The 22776-nt window shown below is 60.9% G+C and carries 20 protein-coding genes; 17 read left to right on the top strand and 3 right to left on the bottom strand.

The features are described 5' to 3' along the window. Positions 1 to 30: 30 nt before the first annotated feature. Complete coding sequence (locus ISN39_RS00220) at positions 31 to 483, bottom strand: carbon monoxide dehydrogenase subunit G (RefSeq protein WP_194728775.1); 453 nt, start codon at positions 481 to 483, stop codon at positions 31 to 33. Between the two features lie 116 nt (positions 484 to 599). On the opposite strand from ISN39_RS00220, the gene ISN39_RS00215 reads away from it, so the two are divergent. The 5 genes from ISN39_RS00215 (at position 600) to ISN39_RS00195 (ending at position 6325) form a co-directional block, all read left to right on the top strand. Further along, positions 600 to 1697, top strand: a complete 1098-nt coding sequence (locus ISN39_RS00215; RefSeq protein ID WP_194728774.1) for a class I SAM-dependent methyltransferase — start codon at positions 600 to 602, stop codon at positions 1695 to 1697. Next, positions 1694 to 2554, top strand: a complete 861-nt coding sequence (locus tag ISN39_RS00210) for an RNA methyltransferase (RefSeq protein ID WP_074066439.1) — start codon at positions 1694 to 1696, stop codon at positions 2552 to 2554. The genes ISN39_RS00215 and ISN39_RS00210 overlap by 4 nt, the downstream gene beginning before the upstream one ends. Further along, positions 2551 to 3054, top strand: a complete 504-nt coding sequence (gene lspA, locus ISN39_RS00205; RefSeq protein ID WP_074066438.1) for a signal peptidase II — start codon at positions 2551 to 2553, stop codon at positions 3052 to 3054. Before ISN39_RS00210 ends, lspA begins: the two co-directional genes overlap by 4 nt. A 55-nt stretch (positions 3055 to 3109) precedes the next feature. Next, positions 3110 to 5347: an ATP-binding protein gene (locus ISN39_RS00200; RefSeq protein ID WP_194728773.1), complete on the top strand. Its 2238-nt coding sequence runs from the start codon at positions 3110 to 3112 to the stop codon at positions 5345 to 5347. Between the two features lie 99 nt (positions 5348 to 5446). After that, a complete protein-coding gene (locus ISN39_RS00195) occupies positions 5447 to 6325 on the top strand; it encodes a GNAT family N-acetyltransferase (RefSeq protein WP_194730058.1) in 879 nt (292 codons plus the stop codon). 269 nt (positions 6326 to 6594) lie between these two features. On the opposite strand, the gene ISN39_RS00190 is transcribed toward ISN39_RS00195, so the two are convergent. Continuing rightward, positions 6595 to 8877 carry an NADP-dependent malic enzyme gene (locus ISN39_RS00190; RefSeq protein WP_194728772.1) on the bottom strand — a complete coding sequence of 761 codons (2283 nt, stop codon included), beginning with the start codon at positions 8875 to 8877 and terminating at the stop codon, positions 6595 to 6597. Between the two features lie 111 nt (positions 8878 to 8988). Between ISN39_RS00190 and mutS the strand changes: the two genes are divergently transcribed. The 4 genes from mutS to murJ all read left to right on the top strand — a co-directional run bounded on the left by mutS (position 8989) and on the right by murJ (position 16586). Beyond that, positions 8989 to 11715: a DNA mismatch repair protein MutS gene (gene mutS / locus ISN39_RS00185; RefSeq protein WP_194728771.1), complete on the top strand. Its 2727-nt coding sequence runs from the start codon at positions 8989 to 8991 to the stop codon at positions 11713 to 11715. A gap of 9 nt (positions 11716 to 11724) precedes the next feature. After that, positions 11725 to 12000, top strand: a complete 276-nt coding sequence (locus ISN39_RS00180) for a hypothetical protein (protein ID WP_194728770.1) — start codon at positions 11725 to 11727, stop codon at positions 11998 to 12000. A gap of 111 nt (positions 12001 to 12111) precedes the next feature. Next, positions 12112 to 15009: a [protein-PII] uridylyltransferase gene (locus ISN39_RS00175; RefSeq protein WP_194728769.1), complete on the top strand. Its 2898-nt coding sequence runs from the start codon at positions 12112 to 12114 to the stop codon at positions 15007 to 15009. Further along, a complete protein-coding gene (gene murJ / locus ISN39_RS00170; RefSeq protein WP_194728768.1) occupies positions 15006 to 16586 on the top strand; it encodes a murein biosynthesis integral membrane protein MurJ in 1581 nt (526 codons plus the stop codon). The genes ISN39_RS00175 and murJ overlap by 4 nt, the downstream gene beginning before the upstream one ends. Before the next feature lie 16 nt (positions 16587 to 16602). Here murJ and ISN39_RS00165 read toward each other — a convergent pair whose 3' ends face one another. Beyond that, the gene (locus ISN39_RS00165; RefSeq protein ID WP_074066430.1) at positions 16603 to 17028 is read right to left on the bottom strand and encodes a D-Ala-D-Ala carboxypeptidase family metallohydrolase; all 426 of its coding nucleotides are present in this window, start codon (positions 17026 to 17028) and stop codon (positions 16603 to 16605) included. Between the two features lie 382 nt (positions 17029 to 17410). Between ISN39_RS00165 and ISN39_RS00160 the strand changes: the two genes are divergently transcribed. From ISN39_RS00160 to ISN39_RS00125, 8 genes are all read left to right on the top strand, one after another. Then, positions 17411 to 17815: a VOC family protein gene (locus ISN39_RS00160; protein WP_074066429.1), complete on the top strand. Its 405-nt coding sequence runs from the start codon at positions 17411 to 17413 to the stop codon at positions 17813 to 17815. An 89-nt stretch (positions 17816 to 17904) separates the two neighbouring features. Beyond that, on the top strand, positions 17905 to 18969 hold the full coding sequence (trpS, locus tag ISN39_RS00155) for a tryptophan--tRNA ligase (RefSeq protein ID WP_074070138.1): 1065 nt from the start codon (positions 17905 to 17907) through the stop codon (positions 18967 to 18969). Between the two features lie 77 nt (positions 18970 to 19046). Continuing rightward, positions 19047 to 19538 (top strand): universal stress protein, encoded by a 492-nt coding sequence (locus tag ISN39_RS00150; RefSeq protein WP_092583852.1) that lies wholly within the window; start codon positions 19047 to 19049, stop codon positions 19536 to 19538. A gap of 127 nt (positions 19539 to 19665) precedes the next feature. After that, positions 19666 to 20232: a NifU family protein gene (locus ISN39_RS00145; protein ID WP_194728767.1), complete on the top strand. Its 567-nt coding sequence runs from the start codon at positions 19666 to 19668 to the stop codon at positions 20230 to 20232. 77 nt (positions 20233 to 20309) lie between these two features. Beyond that, complete coding sequence (gene tsaB, locus ISN39_RS00140) at positions 20310 to 20969, top strand: tRNA (adenosine(37)-N6)-threonylcarbamoyltransferase complex dimerization subunit type 1 TsaB (protein ID WP_194728766.1); 660 nt, start codon at positions 20310 to 20312, stop codon at positions 20967 to 20969. 2 nt (positions 20970 to 20971) lie between these two features. After that, positions 20972 to 21466: an N-acetyltransferase gene (locus ISN39_RS00135; protein WP_194728765.1), complete on the top strand. Its 495-nt coding sequence runs from the start codon at positions 20972 to 20974 to the stop codon at positions 21464 to 21466. A 37-nt stretch (positions 21467 to 21503) separates the two neighbouring features. Continuing rightward, positions 21504 to 21932: a Fur family transcriptional regulator gene (locus ISN39_RS00130; protein ID WP_074066426.1), complete on the top strand. Its 429-nt coding sequence runs from the start codon at positions 21504 to 21506 to the stop codon at positions 21930 to 21932. A gap of 30 nt (positions 21933 to 21962) precedes the next feature. Next, entirely contained in the window at positions 21963 to 22760 is a 798-nt protein-coding gene (locus tag ISN39_RS00125; protein WP_194728764.1) for a lysophospholipid acyltransferase family protein, read from the top strand. The last annotated feature ends 16 nt before the right edge of the window (positions 22761 to 22776 follow it).

The following is a 22776-nucleotide window of genomic DNA, read 5'->3' as shown; positions in this document are numbered from 1 at the left end:
AGGCCAAAGACTGTGCCACGCCAATAGCGACTATTCCGCGGCCTTTTCGCTAACGACAGCATTGAAATCTGCAAAGAATTGCTGCGCAAGCTTTTGCGACGTCGAATTCACCAGCCGCGCTCCAAGCTGGGCAAGCTTGCCGCCGACCTGCGCTTTTGCCGCATATTGCAGCACTGTCTCTGCACCTTCCGTCCTCAAGGTGACGTCGGCCCCGCCCTTGGCAAAGCCTGCAACGCCGCCCTTGCCCTCACCCGAAATCGTATAGCTCTCCGGCGCGTTGACATTTGTCAGGGTCACCTCACCGTTGAAGGTCGCCGAGACCGGTCCGATCTTGACCTTGACGACCGCCGTAAGCTCGGTTGGCGATCTCATCTCGAGGCTTTGACAGCCGGGGATGCATCGCTTCAAGACCTCTGGATCGTTCAAGGCTACCCACACCGCATCGCGCGACGCGTTGATGCGTTCCTCGCCGGTCATGTCCATATCGAAATCCTCCCGTTTCAATTCTCTAAACTTATCACAGCGGGAAAGCACTTTGCCAAGGTGACTGGGGATGCTATTTGCACGGGCTCTATCAAACTTGAGACGCGGAAATCACGTTGAGACAGAAAGAGCGCCGGCCGGGCCATAAGGCGCAATCTGCCGGCTCCCCCGGCAATCGCCGCAATGACGAACGCTCGAGCCACCCGCCAAAAGCGGTCAAACCTGTGGCCGCGCGGGAGACCGTGCGAGAGGCGACCGCGCCTGCTGCAAGCGAGCGGCCGCTAAAGGAGCGCATGGGCGACCGTCCTCATGAGCGCGTTCCTGTCATTCTGGAATCCCTCGGCGCAGGCGACTTTCACCTCATCGACAGCGGCACCGGCCTGAAGCTCGAGCAATATGGCCCCTATCGCATCGTCCGCCCCGAGGGTCAGGCGCTCTGGCAGCCGTCGCTGGCATCTCATGTCTGGGAAAAGGTCGATGCGATCTTTACCGGCGATACGGACGAGGAAGGCACCGGCCGCTGGCGCTTTCCGAAGGAGGCGCTCGGCGAGACCTGGCCGCTGCATCTTCTGGGCGTCGATTTTTATGGGCGATTTACGTCCTTCCGCCATGTCGGCGTGTTTCCGGAACAGATCGTCCACTGGAGCTGGATGAAAGAGCAGGTCGAGGCCGCCGGCCGTCCGCTGAAGGTCCTAAATCTTTTCGGCTATACAGGTGTCGCGTCGTTGGTCGCGGCGGCGGCGGGTGCGGAAGTTACCCATGTCGACGCCTCCAAGAAGGCAATCGGCTGGGCGCGTGAAAATCAGGCGCTCGGCCGCTTGGAGAAACTGCCGATCCGCTGGATCTGCGAAGACGCGATGAAGTTCATCCTCCGTGAGGAGCGCCGCGGCAGTACCTATGACATCATCCTTACCGATCCGCCGAAATTCGGCCGTGGCCCGAACGGCGAAGTCTGGCATCTCTTCGAACACCTGCCATTAATGCTCGATGTCTGCCGCGAGATCCTGTCGCCTCAGGCGCTTGGCCTGGTGCTGACCGCCTATTCGATCCGTGCAAGCTTCTATTCGATCCACGAATTGATGCGCGAGACGATGCGCGGCGCAGGCGGCGTGGTCGAATCCGGCGAGCTCGTGATCCGCGAGGCGGGCCTTGACGGCAAGACGCGGGGCCGCGCGCTGTCGACCTCCCTCTTCTCCCGCTGGGTGCCGAAATGAGCCATGAACATCGGGGCCATGGCCCCCACAAGGTCGGACATGTGAAAGAGGTGACGTCGCTCGCCAATCCGATCATCAAGGACATCAAGGCGCTGACCAACAAGAAGTCGCGCGAAGAGAGCGGCACCTTCATGGCCGAGGGCCTAAAGCTGGTCATCGACGCGATCGAGCTCGGCTGGGCGATCCGCACGCTGGTCTATGCCAAGGCGGCCAAGGGCAAGCCGCTGGTCGAGCAGATGGCGGCGAAAACCGTAGCCTCCGGCGGCCTCGTCCTCGAAGTCAGCGAAAAGATCATTTCCTCGATCACGCGGCGTGACAATCCGCAGATGGTGGTCGGCATTTTCGAGAGCCGCTGGAAGCTGCTGAAGGACATCCGTCCGAAGGACGGCGAGACCTGGATCGCGCTTGATCGGGTACGCGATCCCGGCAATCTCGGCACAATCATCCGCACGGCGGATGCCGCAGGCGCCTCCGGCGTCATCCTCGTCGGGGAAACGACCGACCCCTTCTCCCTTGAAACAGTGCGCGCCACGATGGGCTCCGTGTTCGCCGTGCCCGTTGCGAAGGCAACGCCGGAAGAATTCATCGGCTGGAAGAAATCTGCCGGCGTGGCCGTCGTCGCCACGCACCTTGCAGGTTCGGTCGATTACCGCACGATCGATTACAAGAAGAGGCCGGTCGTTCTCCTCATGGGCAACGAGCAGTCCGGCCTGCCGGACCAGTTGGCTAAGGAAGCCGACGCACTTGCACGCATCCCGCAGCAGGGTCGTGCGGACTCCCTCAATCTCGCCGTTGCAAGTGCCGTGATGCTTTTCGAAGCGCGGCGCCATCTCCTTTCGCTTTCCGAGGGCAAATGACCGAAAAGACGCTTGACCGTCCGGCGCTCCTGTCGCGCCCGCTGCCGATCCTGATCTTCATTCTCGTCGCGGTCGCTATCGACCAGATCGTCAAGATCGCAGTTGATCGCTATCTGCCATTGCAGGAAGCCGTGCCGATGATCCCGATGGTGGCGCTCTACCGCACTTACAATCTCGGCGTCGCCTTTTCGATGCTGTCGGGCATGGACGGCTGGTTCATCGTCGGCATGCGGATCGTCATCGTGGCCTTCGTCATCTGGCTCTGGCATCGCACCTCGAAGGACCGCTGGATTGCGCATAGCGGATTTGCGCTGATCATTGCCGGTGCGCTCGGCAATCTGATCGACCGTTTCCTCTACGGTCACGTCATCGACTACATTCTCTTCCACACCGAAAGCTGGTCCTTCGCCGTCTTCAATCTTGCCGACAGCTTCATCACGGTGGGCGCCGGTTGCGTCATTCTCGATGAGCTTTTGCAGCCGAAAAAGACGGAAAGCTAAAATCTTAGGCTTTTCCTGAAGGCATTCGGAACGGCGAATATGCTAGCCAGCAATTATGCACAGTCTGGCTCAATTGCAGGAACGTCTCGCCGCCGCATTCGGGGCGGCCGCCAAGCCGCATGATCTGCGGCCGGCGGACGAGGTCGTGCCGCTGGCGCCGGCAGCTCCAAAGCAAAAGCATTCGCTGCGCACCCTGCTCTTTTACTGGCTCGGCGGCCTTGGCCTTTTTGCTGCGATCGCACTCCTTGCACTCGGGCAAGCGGGCGGACCTTTGCTACTTTCTGCCGGCCTTGCAATCCTTGCCGCAGCACTTCTCGGTCATGTGTTGCTGATGAAGCTGCGCCCGCGGACCGGCAACCAGCCGCAGGCATGCGATGCTGCCGAACTTTTCGCCAATGTTCATGACGCCCTCGGCGACATAACCGTTACCCGTACCATTGACCGGCGGATCATCGGCGCCAATGCCACTTTTCGCCGCCTGACGGGCCGTCTGAAGCCGGAGGGACAGACTTGCGAACAACTCGGCATCGCCTTCCGCCCTGGCGCCGAGCCATATCGCTTCGATGTCGAGATCTCGACGCCGGAAGGCCAGCGCATCTTCGCCTGGCATGACGTCGTCACCCGCGATCCGTCGAATGGCCGTCTGCTGCTCCAGAGCGTCGCCCGTGACGTGACCGCCGAACGCCTTTCAGCGCAGGCGCGCGAGGAGGCACGCCAAAAGGCCGAGTACAACAGTGCGGCGAAATCCCGCTTGCTTGCGACCGTCAGCCATGAAATCCGAACGCCACTATCCGGCATTCTCGGAATGACTCATCTGCTGAGCCAGGCGCAGATGACCCAGGAGCAGCAGAACTATATCGACGGCATCCGCCAGTCAGGCCATGCGCTCGCCCAACTCGTCGAAGACCTCCTCGATTTCTCCACAATCGAAGTCGGCCGCTTCCAGCTTCGTCCGCGCACCGAATCGCTGCGCCAGCTGCTGGAAAGCGTCGCCGAAATGCTGGCACACCGTGCCCACGAAAAGGGCATCGAGATCGGTGCGACGGTCTCTTCCGACGTGCCGGAATTCATGAGTTTCGATCCGGCGCGGCTGCGTCAGGTGCTTTTCAACGTCATCGGCAATGCGGTGAAGTTCACCCAGGTGGGCGGCGTCTTCATCCGCGTATCCTTGCGCGACGACGATCTCATGATAACGGTCACGGACACCGGCCCAGGGATGACAGCGGAGGAGCATGCGCGAATCTTCGGCGAATTCGAGCAGGGAGGAACCATGACGGAAAAGAGCGGCGGCACCGGGCTCGGGCTCACCATCTCCGCCCGCATCATGCGCGAATTCGGCGGTTCTCTGACGGTCGCCGGCGAAAAGGGCAGGGGCAGCGAATTCACGATCCGCTTTCCTGCAAACATTCCGCTAGAGGCTCGCGGCAGCCGCAAATCGCTGCTTTGCGGCAATATCGTCGTGCTTCTTGCCCCGGCCGGTGCAGCCCGCGCCGCAATCGCCGAGACCATCGTCGCTCTCGGCGGCGATTGCCATCTGGTGGCCGACGGCGAAAAAGCCCGGGAGACGCTTCTCTACATTGCCGGCAGCGACCATCGCCCGACGGATATCATCGTCGATCATCGCATGTCCGCGGAGTTTACAGAGCATCTTGCCGACCGCGTCGAAATTGCCGCGCTTGGCCTGCGCAAGACCCTTCTCGTCAATCCGGAAGAGCGTAACGCCCATCCGCTTGATCTCTTCGATGCCTGGCTTATTCGGCCTCTTCGCGAACAGTCGCTGATCGACGTGCTTCGCGGACGCATGCGCGGCATGGAAAAGCGCGATGCGCTGAACGACAACCAGCCCGGCTTTACCGCCGCCATTCCCGAAGCGAATATGCCAGGCGGGATGAATATCCTTCTCGGAGAAGACGACCCGATCAATGCGATGCTTGTCCGCGCTGTGCTGGAGAAGGGCGGACATAAGGTTCACCATGTCGAAGACTTCGAGACGTTGCTGGATTGCGCACTTGCCGAAGGCAGCATGCGCCCCGACATCATCATCAGCGATCTCACGATGCCGGGCGGCGAAGGTGTTGAAATGATTGGCCGGCTGCGCGGTCACGAACGGCGGCTGCAGGTCGTTGCGGTGCCGGTCATCGTGCTGACTGCCGACAAACGCGACGAGTCGCGCCGCCAGGTCCTGCTTGCCGGCGCAAACCGCGTGATGCTGAAACCTGTCGACCCAATCCGGCTACTGACGGAAGTCCATGCCGTCGCAGCACTTTCCGCCCGCCGAGCCGAAGCGCTCTGAGCAGAGTGACATAAGCGTCGTTTTTCCGTAAAGTCCATGTCACTTTCCTGTCGTACAGAAGTGTTTTATGACACGCCATGAGCCGGCAACGGGAGAATCATCATGTCCATCGACATCCTTAATCGCGACACAACGGCGGAGGTTTCTCGGCCTGCAGCGGCCGTCGCGCCGAAGGAAGGCGACGTCTTGGGCCGCATCGGCAACCTGGAGACCCGCCTTGCCCGCACTGCTCGCGAGATCGATGCTGCGCAGCATGTGCGCTACCGCGTTTTCGTTCAGGAATTGCAGGCGCAGCTTCCGCCAGAGGCCATGCGCCGCGAACGCGACTTCGACGCTTACGATGCATTCTGCGATCACCTTCTCGTCCTCGACCGCTCGATCGAAGGTGATAGCGAAGACCAGATCGTCGGAACCTACCGCCTGCTGCGCCAGGACGTGGCGATGGCAAATGGCGGTTTTTACTCGGCTTCCGAATTCGCGATCGGCGAGCTTCTCGCACGTCATCCAGACAAGCGCTTCATGGAGCTCGGTCGCTCCTGCGTGCTGCCGGAATACCGCACGAAGCGCACGGTCGAACTTCTCTGGCAAGGCAATTGGGCCTATGCCTTGAAGCACGGGATGAGCGCCATGTTCGGCTGCGCCTCCTTCCCGGGTGTGCATCCGGAGAGCCATGCGCTGGCACTTTCCTTCCTGCACCACACGGTCCTTGCCAAGGGCGAATGGGCGGTCGGCGCTCTGCCGGGCCAAGCGCGCAGCATGGATCTGATGCCGCCGGAGGCCGTCAACCCGAAGAAGGCGCTGATGGCCCTTCCGCCGCTGATCAAGGGCTACCTTCGCCTCGGCGCCATGGTCGGCTCCACCGCGGTGGTGGACCATGCGTTCAACACGACGGACGTGCTGATCGTGCTGCCGATCGCAAGCATTTCGGATCGCTATTTGAATTACTACGGCGCTGACGCAGGCCGTTTCGCGAGCTGATTTTTCCAGAAGATCGAGCTGGCGGCGCAAACAGACAATCTCGTCCGGCTGAAGCAGATGGTAGCGAGCCACGCGCTATCTCTGATGTCCTGCAGTGCCGCCGCCTCATCCGACCCCTTCGTGGCCTTCTCCCCCATGGGGGTGAAGGGGAGATTGCCGCATCCGCTCGGCGAGATCAATTCAAGAGACGCACAAGCAGCGCCGCCAGTCCCTTCTTTCCAGCGGGGAGAAGGTGCACGCAGGCAGATGAAGGGGCTTGCGCCTGACTGCTACCCCGCCGAATAAGCCGCGATCGCCGCCATGTTGACGATGTCGGAGTCCTTGGCGCCCATCGAGGTAATCTGAACGGCTTTGTCCAGGCCGACAAGGATCGGGCCGATGACCGTCGAGCCGCCGAGTTCCTGCAGCATTTTCGTCGAGATCGAAGCGGAGTGGAAGGCCGGCATGACCAGCACGTTGGCGGGAGCCGACAAGCGGCAGAACGGGTACTGCTCCATCACCTTTCGGTTCAGCGCCACGTCGGCTGCCATTTCGCCATCATACTCGAAATCGACGCGGCGCTTGTCGAGGATCTTCACGGCTTCGCGCACACGCTCGGAACGTTCGCCCGAAGGATGACCGAAGGTGGAATAGGCGAGCAGCGCAACGCGCGGCTGATAGCCCATGCGGCGCGCAAGGCCTGCCGCTTCTTCGGCGATATCGGCCAGCTCCTCGGCGGTAGGCATATCGTGAACCGCGGTATCTGCGACAAAGACCGCGCGGCCGCGGACAATCACCAGCGACACGCCGATGACACGGTGGCCCGGCTTCTCGTCGATGCAGCGCCGCACGTCCTCCAGCGCCGTCGAATAATTGCGCGTGATGCCGGTCACCATGCCATCTGCATCGCCAAGCGCCACCATCGTCGCGGCGAAATGATTACGATCGTTGTGGATCAGGCGCTGTGCATCGCGGTGCAGATAGCCTTTCCGCTGCAGCCGGGCATAGAGGTAGTCGGTGTAAGCCTCAATGCGGGTCGAGATGCGTGCATTGACGATCTCGAGTCCCGGCCGGTTGAGGTCGATCCCTGCCCGCTCCGCCGTCGCCCTGATCAGATCTTCGCGGCCGAGAAGGATTGCCGTGCCGAGCTGCTGGTTGGCGTAGGACATCGCCGCGCGCATGACCTGCTCTTCTTCCGCCTCGGCAAAAACCATCCGTTTCGGACGGCGGCGAACCCGCTCGTAGAGGCTCGCAAGGGTCGAAGCGATCGGATCACGCCTTGCCGATAGCTCGCGGCGATAGCCGTCCATGTCGGTGATTACCTTGCGGGCAACGCCAGTTTCGATCGCAGCCTGCGCCACGGCAGCCGGGATTGCCGAAATGAGGCGCGGATCGAAGGGCACAGGAATGATATATTGCGCGCCAAAGCGCGGGCGGTTGCCCTGATAAGCGGCAACGACGTCATCGGGTACATCCTCGCGGGCCAGATTGGCAAGCGCCTTGACGGCGGCGATCTTCATCGCATCGTTGATCGTGGTTGCCCGCACGTCGAGCGCGCCGCGGAAGATATAGGGAAAGCCGAGAACGTTATTCACCTGGTTCGGGTAGTCCGATCGCCCTGTCGCCATAATGGCATCATCGCGGATGCGCGCGACTTCCTCCGGCGTGATTTCCGGATCGGGGTTTGCCATCGCAAAGATGATCGGCCGGTCGGCCATCGAACGAATCATCTCCTCCGAAAAGGCACCCTTCTGCGACAGACCGAACACGACGTCGGCACCCTTCATCGCATCTGCCAGCGTGCGGGTCTTTGTCTTTACCGCGTGTGCCGATTTCCACTGGTTCATGCCCTCGGTGCGGCCCTGATAGATTACGCCCTTGGTGTCGACAAGGGTGATGTTATCAGGCGCAAAACCCATCGACTTGATGAGCTCGACACAGGCGATTGCGGCAGCTCCTGCGCCGTTGCAGACGAGTTTCGTCGTCTTCAGGTCACGTCCCGTCAGCTCCAAGGCATTGATGAGGCCGGCCGTTGCAATAATCGCCGTGCCGTGCTGGTCGTCGTGAAAGACCGGAATATCCATCAGCTCGCGCAGACGCTGCTCGATGATGAAGCAGTCTGGCGCTTTGATGTCCTCCAGATTGATGCCGCCGAAAGACGGGCCAAGGAAACGCACACAGTTAATGAACTCGTCGACATTTTCCGTGTCGACCTCGAGGTCGATGGAATCGACATCGGCAAAGCGCTTGAAAAGGACGGATTTGCCTTCCATCACCGGCTTGGATGCCAAGGCGCCGAGATTGCCTAGGCCCAAAATTGCTGTGCCGTTGGAGATGACAGCCACCATATTGCCGCGCGTTGTGTAGTCGTAGGCAGTGCCCGGATCGGCGGCGATCGCCTTTACCGGCACCGCGACGCCCGGCGAATAGGCCAGCGACAGATCACGCTGCGTCGCCATCGGTTTCGTCGGGTTGATTTCCAGCTTCCCGGGCCGCCCCATGGCATGAAACTCGAGCGCTTCATTGTCGGTAACGGACGTCACCGGCTGCGGCTTCTTTTCGATATCGGGCATTCTTCCTCCAACGTCCTGTGGGTGACGCCTTGCTCTTCCTCAATGGCGGTTGTCATCTATAGCGGCGGGCGGCTAGGGTTGGCACCTGTTTTTTTGGAAAATTGCACCTCCGTGAACCAACGAATAGACGCCAGGAACGAAGCCTTTTCGGCTGCCGAGCTATCCACGGAGGAAAGCCGTGCCTCGGCCACGCCGATGATGGAGCAATTCATCGAGATCAAGGCGAACAACCCCGACTCGCTGCTCTTCTATCGTATGGGCGATTTCTACGAATTGTTCTTCGAAGACGCCCTGGAAGCCTCGCGTGCGCTCGGCATTACTCTCACGAAGCGCGGTCAGCACATGGGGCAAGATATCCCGATGTGCGGCGTTCCCGTGCATGCCGCAGACGATTACCTGCAGAAGCTGATTGGACTGGGCTTCCGTGTCGCCGTCTGCGAACAGGTGGAAGACCCGGCGGAGGCGAGGAAGCGGGGCTCGAAATCCGTCGTCAAACGCGACGTCATCCGTCTTGTCACGCCGGGAACCATCACCGAAGAAAAGCTGCTATCACCCTCTGAATCGAACTATCTGATGGCGCTTACCCGGATTCGAGGCGCGTCCGAACCGCTGATGGCGCTGGCCTGGATCGATATCTCTACCGGCGTCTTCCGGCTGGCCGAAACTGAGGCATCACGGCTGCTTGCCGACATCCTGCGCATCGATCCCCGCGAACTGATCCTGCCGGATACGATGTTTCACGATCCCGAGCTGAAGCTGGTCTTCGACGTGCTCGGCCGCACTGCCGTGCCGCAGCCCTCCGTGCTTTTCGACAGTGCGACAGCAGAAAACCGCATCGCGCGCTATTTCGGCGTTTCGACGCTCGACGGCTTCGGCACTTTCTCCCGCGCCGAGCTTGCGGCAGCGGCGGCGGCTGTCGCCTATGTCGAGAAGACACAGATCGCCGAACGCCCGCCGCTTGGCAAACCGGAGCGCGAGAGCGGCGCCTCGACGCTCTTCATAGATCCCGCGACCCGCGCCAATCTGGAGCTTGCCCGCACGCTGTCGGGCGACCGCAACGGTTCACTGCTGAAAGCAATCGACCGGACGGTCACCGGTGGAGGAGCCCGCCTTCTCGCAGAACGGCTGATGTCACCGCTGACCGATCCTGCCCGCATCAACGAGCGGCTGGATTCGATCGGCTTCCTGATCGAGGAGCCCAGGCTTTGCGGCGACCTGCGCGACGCGCTGAAGCACGTGCCGGACATGCCACGCGCACTCTCCCGCCTTGCGCTCGACCGCGGCGGCCCGCGCGATCTCTGGGCGATCCGGCAAGGACTTGGCGCTGCTTCCGATCTTGCAAAGCTGCTCGGCAATGCGCTTTTGCCGGAAGAACTCAATGCGGCCCTTTCCGGGTTGCAGGCCTTACCGACAACTCTCCAATCTCTGCTTGCGGAGATGCTCGCCGACGAACTGCCGCTGTTGAAGCGCGACGGGGGCTTCCTGCGGGACGGTGCCAATGCCGATCTTGATGAAGTGCGCGCGCTTCGCGATCAGTCGCGCCGGGTGATCGCCGGATTGCAGCTCCAATATGCCGACGAGACCGGCATCAAGTCTCTGAAGATCAAGCACAACAATATCCTCGGCTATTTCATCGAAGTGACGGCCGGCAATGCCGGGCCGATGACGGATGCGCCGGAGGCCAAAGCCCGCTTCATCCATCGCCAGACGATGGCGAATGCCATGCGCTTTACGACGACCGAGCTTGCCGACCTGGAAAGCCGGATCGCAAACGCGGCGGACCGCGCGTTGCAGATCGAGCTCGAAGCCTTCGACCGGATGACGGCCGCCGTCGTCGCTGAAGCCGAGGCGATCAAGGCCGGCGCCCGCGCGCTGGCCATCATCGACGTTGCTGCCGGCCTGGCACTTTTGGCGGAGGAACAGGCCTATTGCCGCCCGCTCGTCGATGCCTCGAAGATGTTCACAATCGAAGGCGGGCGCCATCCCGTTGTCGAACAGGCGCTGCGGCGTCAGTCCTCCGGTCCGTTCGTTGCCAATAATTGCGATCTCTCGCCTGTGGCGGACGGCAAAGATGGGGCGATCTGGCTGCTGACCGGTCCGAATATGGGCGGTAAGTCGACATTCCTGCGCCAGAACGCGTTAATCGCTATCCTGGCGCAGATGGGCTCCTTCGTATCCGCGACCTCCGCTCACATCGGCATCGTCGACCGCCTCTTTTCCCGCGTCGGCGCCTCGGACGACCTGGCACGGGGGCGCTCGACCTTCATGGTCGAGATGGTCGAGACAGCCGCGATCCTCAACCAGGCGACCGACCGCTCTCTCGTCATCCTCGATGAGATCGGCCGCGGTACTGCGACCTTCGACGGCCTATCGATTGCCTGGGCGGCCGTGGAACATCTGCATGAGGCAAACCGATGCCGCGGTCTCTTCGCCACGCATTTCCACGAACTGACGGTGCTGTCGGAAAAACTTGCGCGGCTATCGAACGCCACCATGCGCGTCAAGGAATGGGACGGCGACGTCATCTTCCTGCACGAAGTGGGACCGGGTGCGGCGGACCGTTCGTATGGCATCCAGGTGGCCAGGCTCGCCGGCCTGCCAGCGTCTGTCGTCGCGCGCGCCCGCGACGTGCTGACGCGCTTGGAAGATGCCGACCGCAAGAATCCGGCAAGCCAACTGATCGACGATCTGCCGCTGTTCCAGGTCGCGGTGCGGCGCGAGGATGCCAATCGCGGGCCGTCCAAGATCGAGGAAGCGTTGAAGGAAATGAGCCTCGACGACATGACGCCGCGCGAGGCGCTCGAGGCACTTTACGGTCTCAAGAAGCAGCTGAAGTAGGAAGCGGTAATGTTCATGCGCAGCCTTATCCGTGAAACACAGCGCCTCGCCGATATCTTCACCGTGCTCGAAGCGCTGCGTAACGCCGACGAGCACGGTAATGCGCGCAGCTGGAACTCGCCAGTCGGCCTGCTCGAAATCACTCAATCCTGCGCCATCATCTGCGACCTTGCTTCGGCCATTGCCAAAGCGGGCTATCGCGAATGCGACAGGCCGACGCTGGAGGAGATTACCAGCGAGGCGCGCAAGGTCCTTTATTCGGTGAATATGCAAGGCGCGGCTTGAAGCTGTTCGTCTTCGCCTCCGCAAGTGGAAGGCAACCACCTTTTCGCCAAAATTAAGGGTTCTTGCAGTATGAAGGCCCGTGTCAAACGCGGGGTAAAGAGGCTATAGCGCATGCAGACGAAACGAGACGCGGTTGCACCGCGCGAACAGGAAGCCGCTCCGCGCATGGCGACGATGAGTGACATCGATTTCTCGGAAATTCTCGACACGGCCCTGTTGCAAAGGTCCTGCGACGCCGTTGCCGAAGCCAACAAGACCCGGCCGGACGTCATGCGCTCCGATCTGCTTGCCATGCTCAAAAAGGCAAGCAGCGACGGGCGCCAAAGGGCCTGCGAGCTTCTATCTGCCGATGGCAGCGGACTGGGCTGCGCCCGGCGCATCTCCTGGCTGCAGGACCAGATCATCACGGTACTCTACGAGTTCGTCAGCGCACATATGTTCCCGCAGCAGAAGGACAAGTTCGCCGTGACGGCGGTCGGCGGCTACGGCCGCGATACACTTGCGCCGGGCTCCGATATCGACCTGCTCTTCCTCTTTCAGCCAAGACCGGCAGAGGAGACGCACAAGGCTGTCGAGTTCATGCTCTATGTCCTTTGGGATATGGGCTTCAAGGTCGGCCACGCGACAAGGACCATCGAGGAGTGCATGGCGCTCTCCAGGTCAGACATGACGATCCGCACGGCGATCCTCGAGATGCGCTACATCTGCGGCCTGAAAGCGCTTGCAACGGAGCTTGAGACCCGCTTCGACAAGGAGATCGTGACCGGCACAGGACCGGAATTTATTGCCGCCAAACTTGCCGAACGCGATGAACGCCACCGCAAGGCAGGCGACACACGCTACCTCGTCGAACCCAACGTCAAGGAGGGCAAGGGCGGGCTCCGCGATCTGCACACGCTCTTCTGGATCTCGAAATACTACTATCACGTCCGCGACACGGCGGAACTCGTAGCGCTCGGCGTTCTCTCCAAGCATGAGTACCGCGTATTCGAGAAGGCCGACGATTTCCTCTGGGCGGTGCGCTGCCACATGCACTTTCTGACCGGCAAGGCGGAGGAACGGCTTTCTTTCGACATCCAGCGGGAGATTGCCGAAGCGCTCGGATATCACTCGCGCCCCGGCCTTTCGGCCGTCGAGCGTTTCATGAAGCACTATTTCCTGGTGGCAAAGGACGTCGGCGACCTGACGCGCATCCTCTGCGCGGCTCTCGAAGACCAGCAGGCAAAATCGACGCCGGGGCTCACCGGGGTGATCAGCCGTTTTGCCCATCGCAGCCGCAAGATCGCCGGCAGCACGGAATTCATGGAGGATCGTGGCCGCATCGCGCTCGCCAGCCCGGACGTGTTCAAGCACGATCCCGTCAGCATCATTCGTCTCTTCCACGTTGCCGATATCAATGGCCTCGAGTTCCATCCCGATGCTCTGAAGCGGGTCACCCGATCGCTCAACCTCATCGACAACAACCTGCGCGAAAACGACGAGGCGAACCGCCTCTTCATGTCGATCCTCACCTCCAAGGGCGATCCGGCGCTCATTTTGCGCCGCATGAACGAAGCAGGCGTACTTGGCCGCTTCATTCCGGAATTCGGCAAGATCGTCGCGATGATGCAGTTCAACATGTACCACCACTATACAGTGGATGAGCATCTGATCCGTACCGTCGACGTGCTCTCGGAAATCGACAAGGGCAAGGCCGACGACCTGCATCCGCTCGCCAACAAGCTGATGCCGGGGATCGAAGATCGGGAGGCGCTTTATGTCGCAGTCCTTCTCCACGACATCGCCAAGGGCCGCCAGGAAGACCATTCGATCGCCGGCGCCCGCGTCGCCCGCAAGCTCTGTTCCCGCTTCGGCCTGTCGCAGAAGCAGACGGAACTCGTCGTCTGGCTGATAGAGGAGCATCTGACGATGTCCATGGTTGCCCAGACCCGCGATCTCACCGACCGCAAGACGATCACCGACTTCGCCGATCGCGTTCAATCGCTCGATCGCCTGAAGATGCTGCTGGTCCTGACGATCTGCGACATCCGCGCCGTCGGCCCCGGCGTCTGGAACGGCTGGAAGGGGCAGCTGCTGAGGACGCTCTATTACGAGACCGAACTGCTGCTTGCCGGCGGCTTTTCGGAGGTGTCACGCAAGGAGCGCGCCAATTCCGCAGCCGAAGCGCTGTTCAACGCGCTTTCCGATTGGAGCCAGAAGGATCGCAAGACCTACAGCAAGCTGCACTACCAGCCTTACCTGCTTTCCGTGCCGCTGGAAGACCAAGTCCGTCACGCCGATTTCATCCGCCAGGCGGACAAGAACGGCCAGGCGCTCGCGACAACCGTGCGAACGGACAGTTTCCACGCGATCACCGAAATCACCGTGCTCTCGCCAGACCACCCGCGCCTGCTCGCCGTTATTGCCGGTGCATGTGCTGCAGCAGGAGCCAACATTGTCGATGCGCAGATCTTCACGACGTCGGACGGGCGCGCGCTGGATACGATCCATGTCAGCCGCGAATTCCAGGATGATGCGGACGAGCTTCGCCGCGCCGGCACGATCGGGCGCATGATCGAAGACGTACTGTCGGGCCGCAAGCGGCTGCCAGAAGTCATTGCTACGCGTACGAAGAACCGCAAGAGGAGCAAGGCCTTCGTCATTCCGCCGTCGGTCAACATCACCAACAACCTATCGAACAAGTTCACAGTCATCGAAGTCGAATGCCTTGACCGCACCGGCCTGCTTTCGGAAATCACCGCAATGCTTTCTGATCTTTCGCTCGACATCCAGTCAGCCCGCATCACCACCTTTGGCGAAAAGGTGATAGACACCTTCTATGTCACAGACCTCGTTGGCCAGAAAATCTCCAGCGACACCAAGCGGGCCAATATCACCGCCCGGCTGAAGGCGGTGATGGCCGGCGAAGAAGATGAGCTTCGCGAGCGCATGCCGTCCGGCATCATCGCGCCCGCCGCCTCCGCGCGGACATCGCAGCCGGGCGAAAAGAAAGCCGGGCCTCCGGCATGAGCCTCGTCAAGAAATTCGCCACCGTCGGCGGCGCAACCCTCGGCAGCCGCATCTTCGGCTTTGCCCGCGAGACGCTGATGGCGGCGGCCCTCGGCACCGGCCCCATGGCTGACGTCTTCTACGCGGCCTTCCGCTTTCCCAACCTCTTCCGTCGGCTGTTTGCCGAAGGCGCCTTCAACGCAGCCTTCGTGCCACTCTTCGCCAAGGAGATCGAAGCGAACGGCACGGAAGGAGCCAAGCGGTTTTCCGAAGAGGTTTTCGGAGTGCTTTTTTCGGTGCTGCTGCTCATCACCATCGTGATGGAACTTTGCATGCCGCTGCTCGTACGCTTCATCATCGCGCCGGGCTTTGCCGACGATCCGGATAAGTTCTCGATCACCATCCGCATGGCGGCAGTGATGTTCCCCTATCTCATGTGCATGTCGCTGACGGCGATGATGAGCGGCATGCTGAATTCACTCCACCACTTCTTTGCCGCAGCGGTCGCGCCCATTTTCCTCAATGTCGTGATGATTGGTGCGCTCGTCTACGCGCTTTATTCTGGCGCCGAGCCGCTCGCGACCGCCTGGTATCTCTCCTGGGGCGTGCTGGCCGCTGGTATCCTGCAGCTCGCCGTCGTCTATGTCGGCGTCCTCCACGCAGGCATGAGCATTGGCTTTCGCTTCCCGCGAATGACGCCGAACGTCAAACGGCTGCTGATCCTCGCCGTCCCCGCCGCTGTCACAGGCGGCATCACACAGATCAATCAGCTGATCGGCCAGGCGATCGCCTCGTCCCGCGATGGTGCGATCGCCGCCCTGCAATATGCGGATCGCATCTACCAGCTGCCGCTCGGCGTCGTTGGCGTTGCCGTCGGTGTCGTATTGTTGCCGGAGCTTGCCCGTGCACTGAAGGGTGGCAACTTGCGCGAAGCCGGGAACCTGCAGAACCGCTCGATCGAATTCGTGCTGTTCCTGACGATCCCCGCCGCCTTCGCCCTTTGGGTCCTCGCTGACGAGATCATCCGCGTGCTTTACGAACGTGGCGCCTTCGATCAGGAGAACACAGCACTTGTCGGCTCGATCCTCGCGATCTACGGCATCGGCCTACCGGCCTTCGTGCTCATCAAGGCGCTGCAGCCGGGCTTTTACGCCCGCGAGGATACCAAGACGCCGATGCGCTTTTCAGCCGTTGCTGTCGGCGTCAACTGCGCCACGGCTCTGACGCTTTTTCCGTATCTTGGCGCACCGGGCATTGCAGTGGCTGAAGCAACCGCCGGCTGGATCAGCACGGTTTTGCTTTTCGCAACGCTGCTTCGCCGCGGCCATCTCGCCTGGGAGTGGACGCTTGCCCGCCGGGCTGCTCTGCTCGTTGTTTCGGCATCCGTGATGAGCGGCGTCATCGTCTTCCTGCAGCATCGCTGGGAACCCTGGCTCGCTTCCAGTGCCCACCTGGCGACCAAGGTCGGTACGCTCGGCCTTTTGATCGCCATTTCGATGATCGTCTATTTCGCGACCGCCTTTTTGATCGGCGGCGCCGACCTCGGCATGATCCGGCGAAACCTCAACCGGAAGCCTGCGCCCAAAACCGAGGGCTGAACCGCAGCCTTGGTTATCAGCAATGGCGCCAGCGCCGCTTCGGCCCGATATCGACGTGGACGATGCCGTTGCAGTAGCGCCCGATACCGCCGATACCCGGCGCCGTCTGCGCTGCCGCGACGATCGTCCGTTCCGATAAGCCCGGCACGCGGATGTCGGCTGCGTTGCAATGGCGATGCTGAGAATGCGCACGTCCGGAATGCCGGAGACCGGACGTGACCATCGGTCTTCGGCCGGTCTTGGCGGCGATATGCGCGAGAATGGCTCTGAGTTTCGGCGGGAAGCAGCCGACTTTGACGCTGACGGTCTGAACCGTATAGGGCTGTGACGTGGTGTGTTTAAGGAGTCTTACTGGGGGTTTTTTAGCGTTCTGTGCGCCTGCTTCGGCGTAACAGGACAAAGCGAACAAGCCAGCAAGAACGAGTGATAAAATCGTATGCATGACGTCCCCTCCAGGTAGAGCGCGGCGGGTCTCCGCCCGGCTCGGATTGGCGCCGAGAACGTTCATTCAAAAAATGGCCAATTTGTGAAATTTTATACTTACGTGAAAAGTGAAGTATCCTCATATTGCTGGATTCTATATAAAAGGTATAACTCAAATTGAGTATAAAATACTCTCTACCTTTCGATGAAAAACAAGGCCTTGCAACAAAACATGTATTAGAAGGGCTGTGAAACTTAAGAACGCATCCATAATGCGAAATAGCGGCCTTTAAACGCTTGAGAATGGGGCAATAAAAAGATGCCAATCCTTTCGGACGGCGCTTGCACCTGCCCACGACGCCGCGACAGATTAAGAAACCCCGGCAACTGGAGGCTTGCAGATGTCCCAATCCCTCTTCCTGGTCACTCTCGTCGTCGACGATTATGATCGTGCAAAAGCCTTCTATTGCGGAGCGCTTGGCTTCGACTGCCTGCAGGACGAAGTGCAGCCGGAAGGCAAGCGCTGGCTGGTGGTCAAACCGAAGGGAGGGGATGGAGCGGCGTTCCTCCTTGCCAAAGCAGTCAACGAGACACAGAAAGCGGCGATCGGAAACCAAACCGGCGGTCGCGTCGGGTTCTTTTTGAAGACCGATGATTTTGCGCGAGATCATGCCGCCATGCTGGCCAGGGGCGTGCGCTTTTTGGAACAGCCCCGGCATGAGATTTACGGCACCGTGGCCGTATTTTCGGATCCTTACGGCAATACTTTCGACCTGATCCGGCATGCCGCACCGACCGCCCCTTGATTGCAGCACGGAGCGCGTGCATAAGCCGCCGCGTTAGCAACATGGGCGACTGTGCCCTGGGGCCCTCCACCAGCCTAATCGAGGACTACGTGACCGAATTCAAAAAGCTCGTATTTTCTGGCGTTCAGCCAACCGGCAATCTCCATCTCGGCAACTATCTCGGCGCGATCCGCAAGTTCGTGGCGCTGCAGGAAGGCAACGACTGCATCTATTGCGTCGTCGACCTGCACTCCCTCACAGCGCAGCTCGTGCACGACGACCTGCCGGGCCAGATCCGCTCAATCGCCGCAGCCTTCATCGCCTCGGGCATCGATCCGGAAAAGCATATCGTCTTCAACCAGTCTGCCGTGCCGCAGCATGCCGAGCTCGCCTGGATCTTCAATTGCGTCGCCCGCATCGGCTGGATGAACCGCATGACGCAGTTCAAGGACAAGGCCGGCAAGGACCGCGAAAATGCTTCCCTCGGCCTGCTTGCCTATCCGAGCCTGATGGCGGCCGACATCCTCGTCTATCGCGGCACGCATGTTCCGGTCGGTGACGACCAGAAACAGCATCTTGAACTCGCCCGCGATATCGCGATGAAGTTCAACCTTGATTATCAGGACCACATTCGCCGTGCCGGCCGCGGCATCGACATTGCCGTCGGCGACGAGCCGGTGCACGCCTATTTTCCGATGGTCGAACCGTTGATCGAAGGCCCTGCTCCGCGCGTGATGTCGCTACGCGACGGCACGAAGAAGATGTCGAAATCCGATCCGTCCGATCTCTCGCGCATCAATCTGCTGGACGACGAGGAAGCCATCTCGAAGAAGATCCGCAAGGCGAAGACCGATCCGGACGGCTTGCCGAGCGAGGTCGAGGGCCTGAAGGGCCGCCCCGAAGCCGACAATCTCGTCGGCATCTATGCGGCCCTTGCCGACAAGACGAAGACTGAGGTGCTTGCCGAATTCGGCGGCCAGCAGTTTTCCGTCTTCAAGCCGGCGCTGGTCGATCTCGCCGTTCAGGTACTCTCGCCGATCACCGGCGAAATGCGCCGTCTGATGGACGATACGAGCCATATCGACGCAATCCTCCGCAACGGCGGCGAGCGTGCCCGGGCGCGCGCCGAAGCGACCATGAAGGATGTCCGTGACATCATCGGATTCCTCTACTAGGCATGCCTCTGACGGCGAGCTCCCGTGCGATGACGGGGGCTTGCAAATTTCCCGGTTAGGGTGTCAGAGTCCGCGCCATGGTATCAAAGCGACTCTCACGGCTCGAAGGGCATCGCCGCAAATTCATGGCGGTGATCGATGGCACACCTGAATGTCAGAGCGCTGTGCATTATGCCGGCCGGCGCGCCAAGAATTCCAATGGCGGGCTGGTGCTTGTCTACGTGATTCCCGAAGGCGATTTTCAGCAATGGCTGGGCGTCGAGGAGATCATGCGGGCCGAAGCCCGTGAGGAGGCCGAGGCCATCGTCGCCAAATCGGCACAGGTGGTTCGCGAAACGATCGGCATCGAGCCGGAAGTCGTCATCCGCGAGGGAAGTGCGGTCGAGGAAATCAATGCGGTGATCGAAGAAGACCGCGACATCGCGATCCTGGTGCTGGCCGCAAGCTCCGCCAAGGAGGGCCCGGGACCGCTGGTGTCGTCCGTTGTAGGAAAAGCCGCGGCTTTCCCGATCCCCGTCACCGTGCTGCCTGACACGCTGACGAACGAAGAACTGGATGCGCTGGCCTAAGGCGTGATGCAGAATGCGGCTATTTCTGGAGTCTTTGTCTCTTGATTAGCGCCGCCAATCGGCTTATTTTCTTTTGAAGAATTCTAAAGACGGCCTGAGCGACGACCTGGCCCGCATGGAGAGCGAAATGTTCATTCAGACCGAAGCCACACCGAATCCGGCCACACAGAAGTTCCTGCCGGGCAAGGTGGTGATGGAGACCGGCACCGCCGAGTTCCGCAGCGCCGAGGAAGCCCAGGCGTCGCCGCTTGCTGCGCGCCTTTTTGAAATCCCGGGCGTAACCGGTGTCTATTTCGGCTATGACTTCATTTCCGTCTCCAAGGAGAACCAGGAGTGGCAGCACCTGAAGCCCGCCATCCTTGGCTCCATCATGGAACACTTCATGTCCGGAAAGCCGGTCATGGGTGATGCCTCCGTGCTTTCGGAAGAGCTCGATGCCGGCGGTGAATTCTTCGATGAGGCCGACGAGACCATCGTGCTCACCATCAAGGAGCTACTTGAAACCCGCGTTCGCCCGGCGGTTGCCCAAGATGGCGGCGACATCACGTTCCGCGGCTTCAAGGATGGCAAGGTCTACCTCAACATGAAGGGCTCCTGCTCCGGCTGCCCCTCGTCCACGGCAACACTGACGCATGGCGTCCAGAACCTGCTTCGTCACTTCGTTCCCGAAGTGCAGGAAGTCATCGCCGCCTGACGATTTGTCCAAAATTCGGCCGGCTCAGCATTGCACCGGCTGAATTTGTGGTAGGCTTTTATTCGGAAATTGATGGCATGATTGTTCTGGCGCTCGACACGGCTGGTGTAGATTGCGCTGCCGCTCTCTACGACAGCGGCAGGGATACGGTGCTGGGGGAGGCATCCGACCTGATCGGTAAGGGCCATGCAGAGCATTTGATGGGAATCGTCGACCGCGTGCTCAAACAGGCGGATATGAAACTCGCGATGGTCGAACGCATTGCCGTCACGATCGGTCCTGGCTCCTTTACCGGCATCCGCGTCGGTGTCGCCGCAGCTCGTGGCTTCGGCCTTGCGCTCAACATCCCCACTGTCGGCATCACGACGCTGGAGACTATGGCCGCCGCCCAGCGCGAAAAGACACCCGGCCGCCCCGTTCTTGCCGCCATGGACGCCAAGCGCGGCGAAATCTATCTCCAGAGTTTTTCCGCCGACGGCCCGGCGCTCGATGAACCTCGCGCAGTGACGATCGAGGAGGCGAAAACTATTGCGGCGGCCTTTGTCGGCGAGATCACAGGCTCCGCCGCGCCGCTGCTGAAGCCGGACGCGACGGGCGAACACGCCAATAAGTTTCCGATTTCCATCGTGGCACGCCTTGGTGCAGCCGCCGATCCCGGTTCAGGAAAGCCGAAGCCTCTTTATCTGCGCGGACCCGACGCCAAACCGCAGGCCGGGTTCGCGATCGCGCGAGTGTGACCATGCTGGAATCCTATCTCACTCTGAAGCCCGAATTCGAGATCATCGCAATGGGCAGTGACGATTGCCGCGCGGTCGCTGCGCTGCATGGCGAACGATTTGCCCGCCCCTGGGGTGACGGCGAATTCCACAGCCTGCTCAGCCAGGACAATGTCTTCGGCTTCGTGGCGCACCAGACCAACGCTTTCCTGAAAAAACCGCTGCCGGGCTTCGTGCTTGCGCGCCAGGTCGCAGGCGAAGCGGAAATCCTGTCGATCGCCGTACAGGCGAAGGTTGCCCGTGCCGGCCTCGGCTGGCGGCTCATGCAGGCAGCAATGCGTGAAGCCAAGCTGCGCGGGGGTGAGAGCATGTTCCTGGAAGTCGACGACGGCAATGCCGCCGCCCTCGGCCTCTACCACAAGCTCGGCTTCGAGAAAATCGGCGAGCGCCGCGGATACTACAAGGACGAAAACGGCGCCGTTTCCACGGCGCTTGTCATGAAGCGCGTTCTTCGCTAGTTCCGTTGAGAATTGGAATCTGGAATGAAGGCCGCCAATGAGCGACGCAGCCAAGACCCTTGAGGAGCTTTGCACCGAGCGCGGCATGCGAATGACCGAACAGCGCCGCGTGATCGCCCGCATCCTGGAAGAGTCGGCAGATCACCCGGATGTCGAGGAGCTTTATCGCCGTTCCGCGAAGGTCGACGCGAAGATTTCGATTTCCACCGTCTATCGGACCGTCAAGCTTTTTGAGGATGCCGGCATCATCGCCCGCCATGATTTCCGCGACGGCCGTTCGCGCTATGAAACGGTGCCGGAAGAACATCACGACCACCTGATAGACCTGAAGAACGGCGTGGTCATCGAATTCCGCTCGCCGGAGATTGAAGCGCTGCAGGAGCGCATTGCCCGTGAGCATGGCTTCCAGCTTGTAGATCATCGGCTGGAGCTTTACGGCATTCCGCTGAAGAAAGACGAACGCTGAGCCGATGACCGCAGCCGCAAGGAGTTCGCGTTGATCGTCTGGCTGCGCATCGCCTATGCCGCGGTCGTCGTCGCTGCCGCCAGCACGCTGCTGATGCCCCTCCAGCTTCTCGGCCTCCATTTCGACTGGAAGCTTCGCCGCATTCTTCCGCGCCTATGGCACCGCGCTGCCTGCCACGCCCTCGGCATTCGCGTAAAGGTCCACGGCAAGCTTGAGGGGCGCCGACCGCTGATGCTATGCGTTAATCATGCATCGTGGATGGATATCATGGTCATGTCCTCGCTCGCCGATGTCGCCTTCATCGCCAAGATGGAAGTGCGCGACTGGCCCATCTTCGGCATGCTTGCCCGGCTGCAGAAAAGCGTCTTCATCGTCCGTGAAGAGAAGCGAAAGACTGGCAATCAGGCAAGCGAGATCGCAGCCCGCATGGCGGACGGCGAGATCATCGTGCTCTTTCCCGAAGGCACGACCTCGGATGGCAATCGCCTTTTGGAAGTCAAATCCTCGCTCTTCGGAGCGGCCGCCATGGCTGTGCCGCACTCGCCGAACGGTTCCGTCCTCGTGCAGCCGGTAGCGATTGCCTATACAAAGGCGCACGGCGTTGCGATGGGCCGCTATCACCGCCCGCTGGCCGGCTGGCCAGGCGACGTGGAACTCGTACCGCACCTGATTGACGTCGTGAAATGCGCGGCGCTCGATGCCGAAGTCTCCTTCGGCGAGGCGGTCGAATACCGTTCCGATTCGAACCGGAAGGATGTCAGCGCCACCATCGCACGGCGTATCCGTACAATGCTCCACAGCCGCCTGCGCGGCCGCGACATCTCTTGAGGGAAGATTTCGATTT

The sequence above is a fragment of the Rhizobium sp. 007 genome, assembly GCF_015353075.1.
Lineage (GTDB): Bacteria > Pseudomonadota > Alphaproteobacteria > Rhizobiales > Rhizobiaceae > Rhizobium.
The sequence above is the reverse complement of the archived record's forward strand: the minus strand, read 5'-3'. Positions and strand labels throughout refer to the sequence as shown.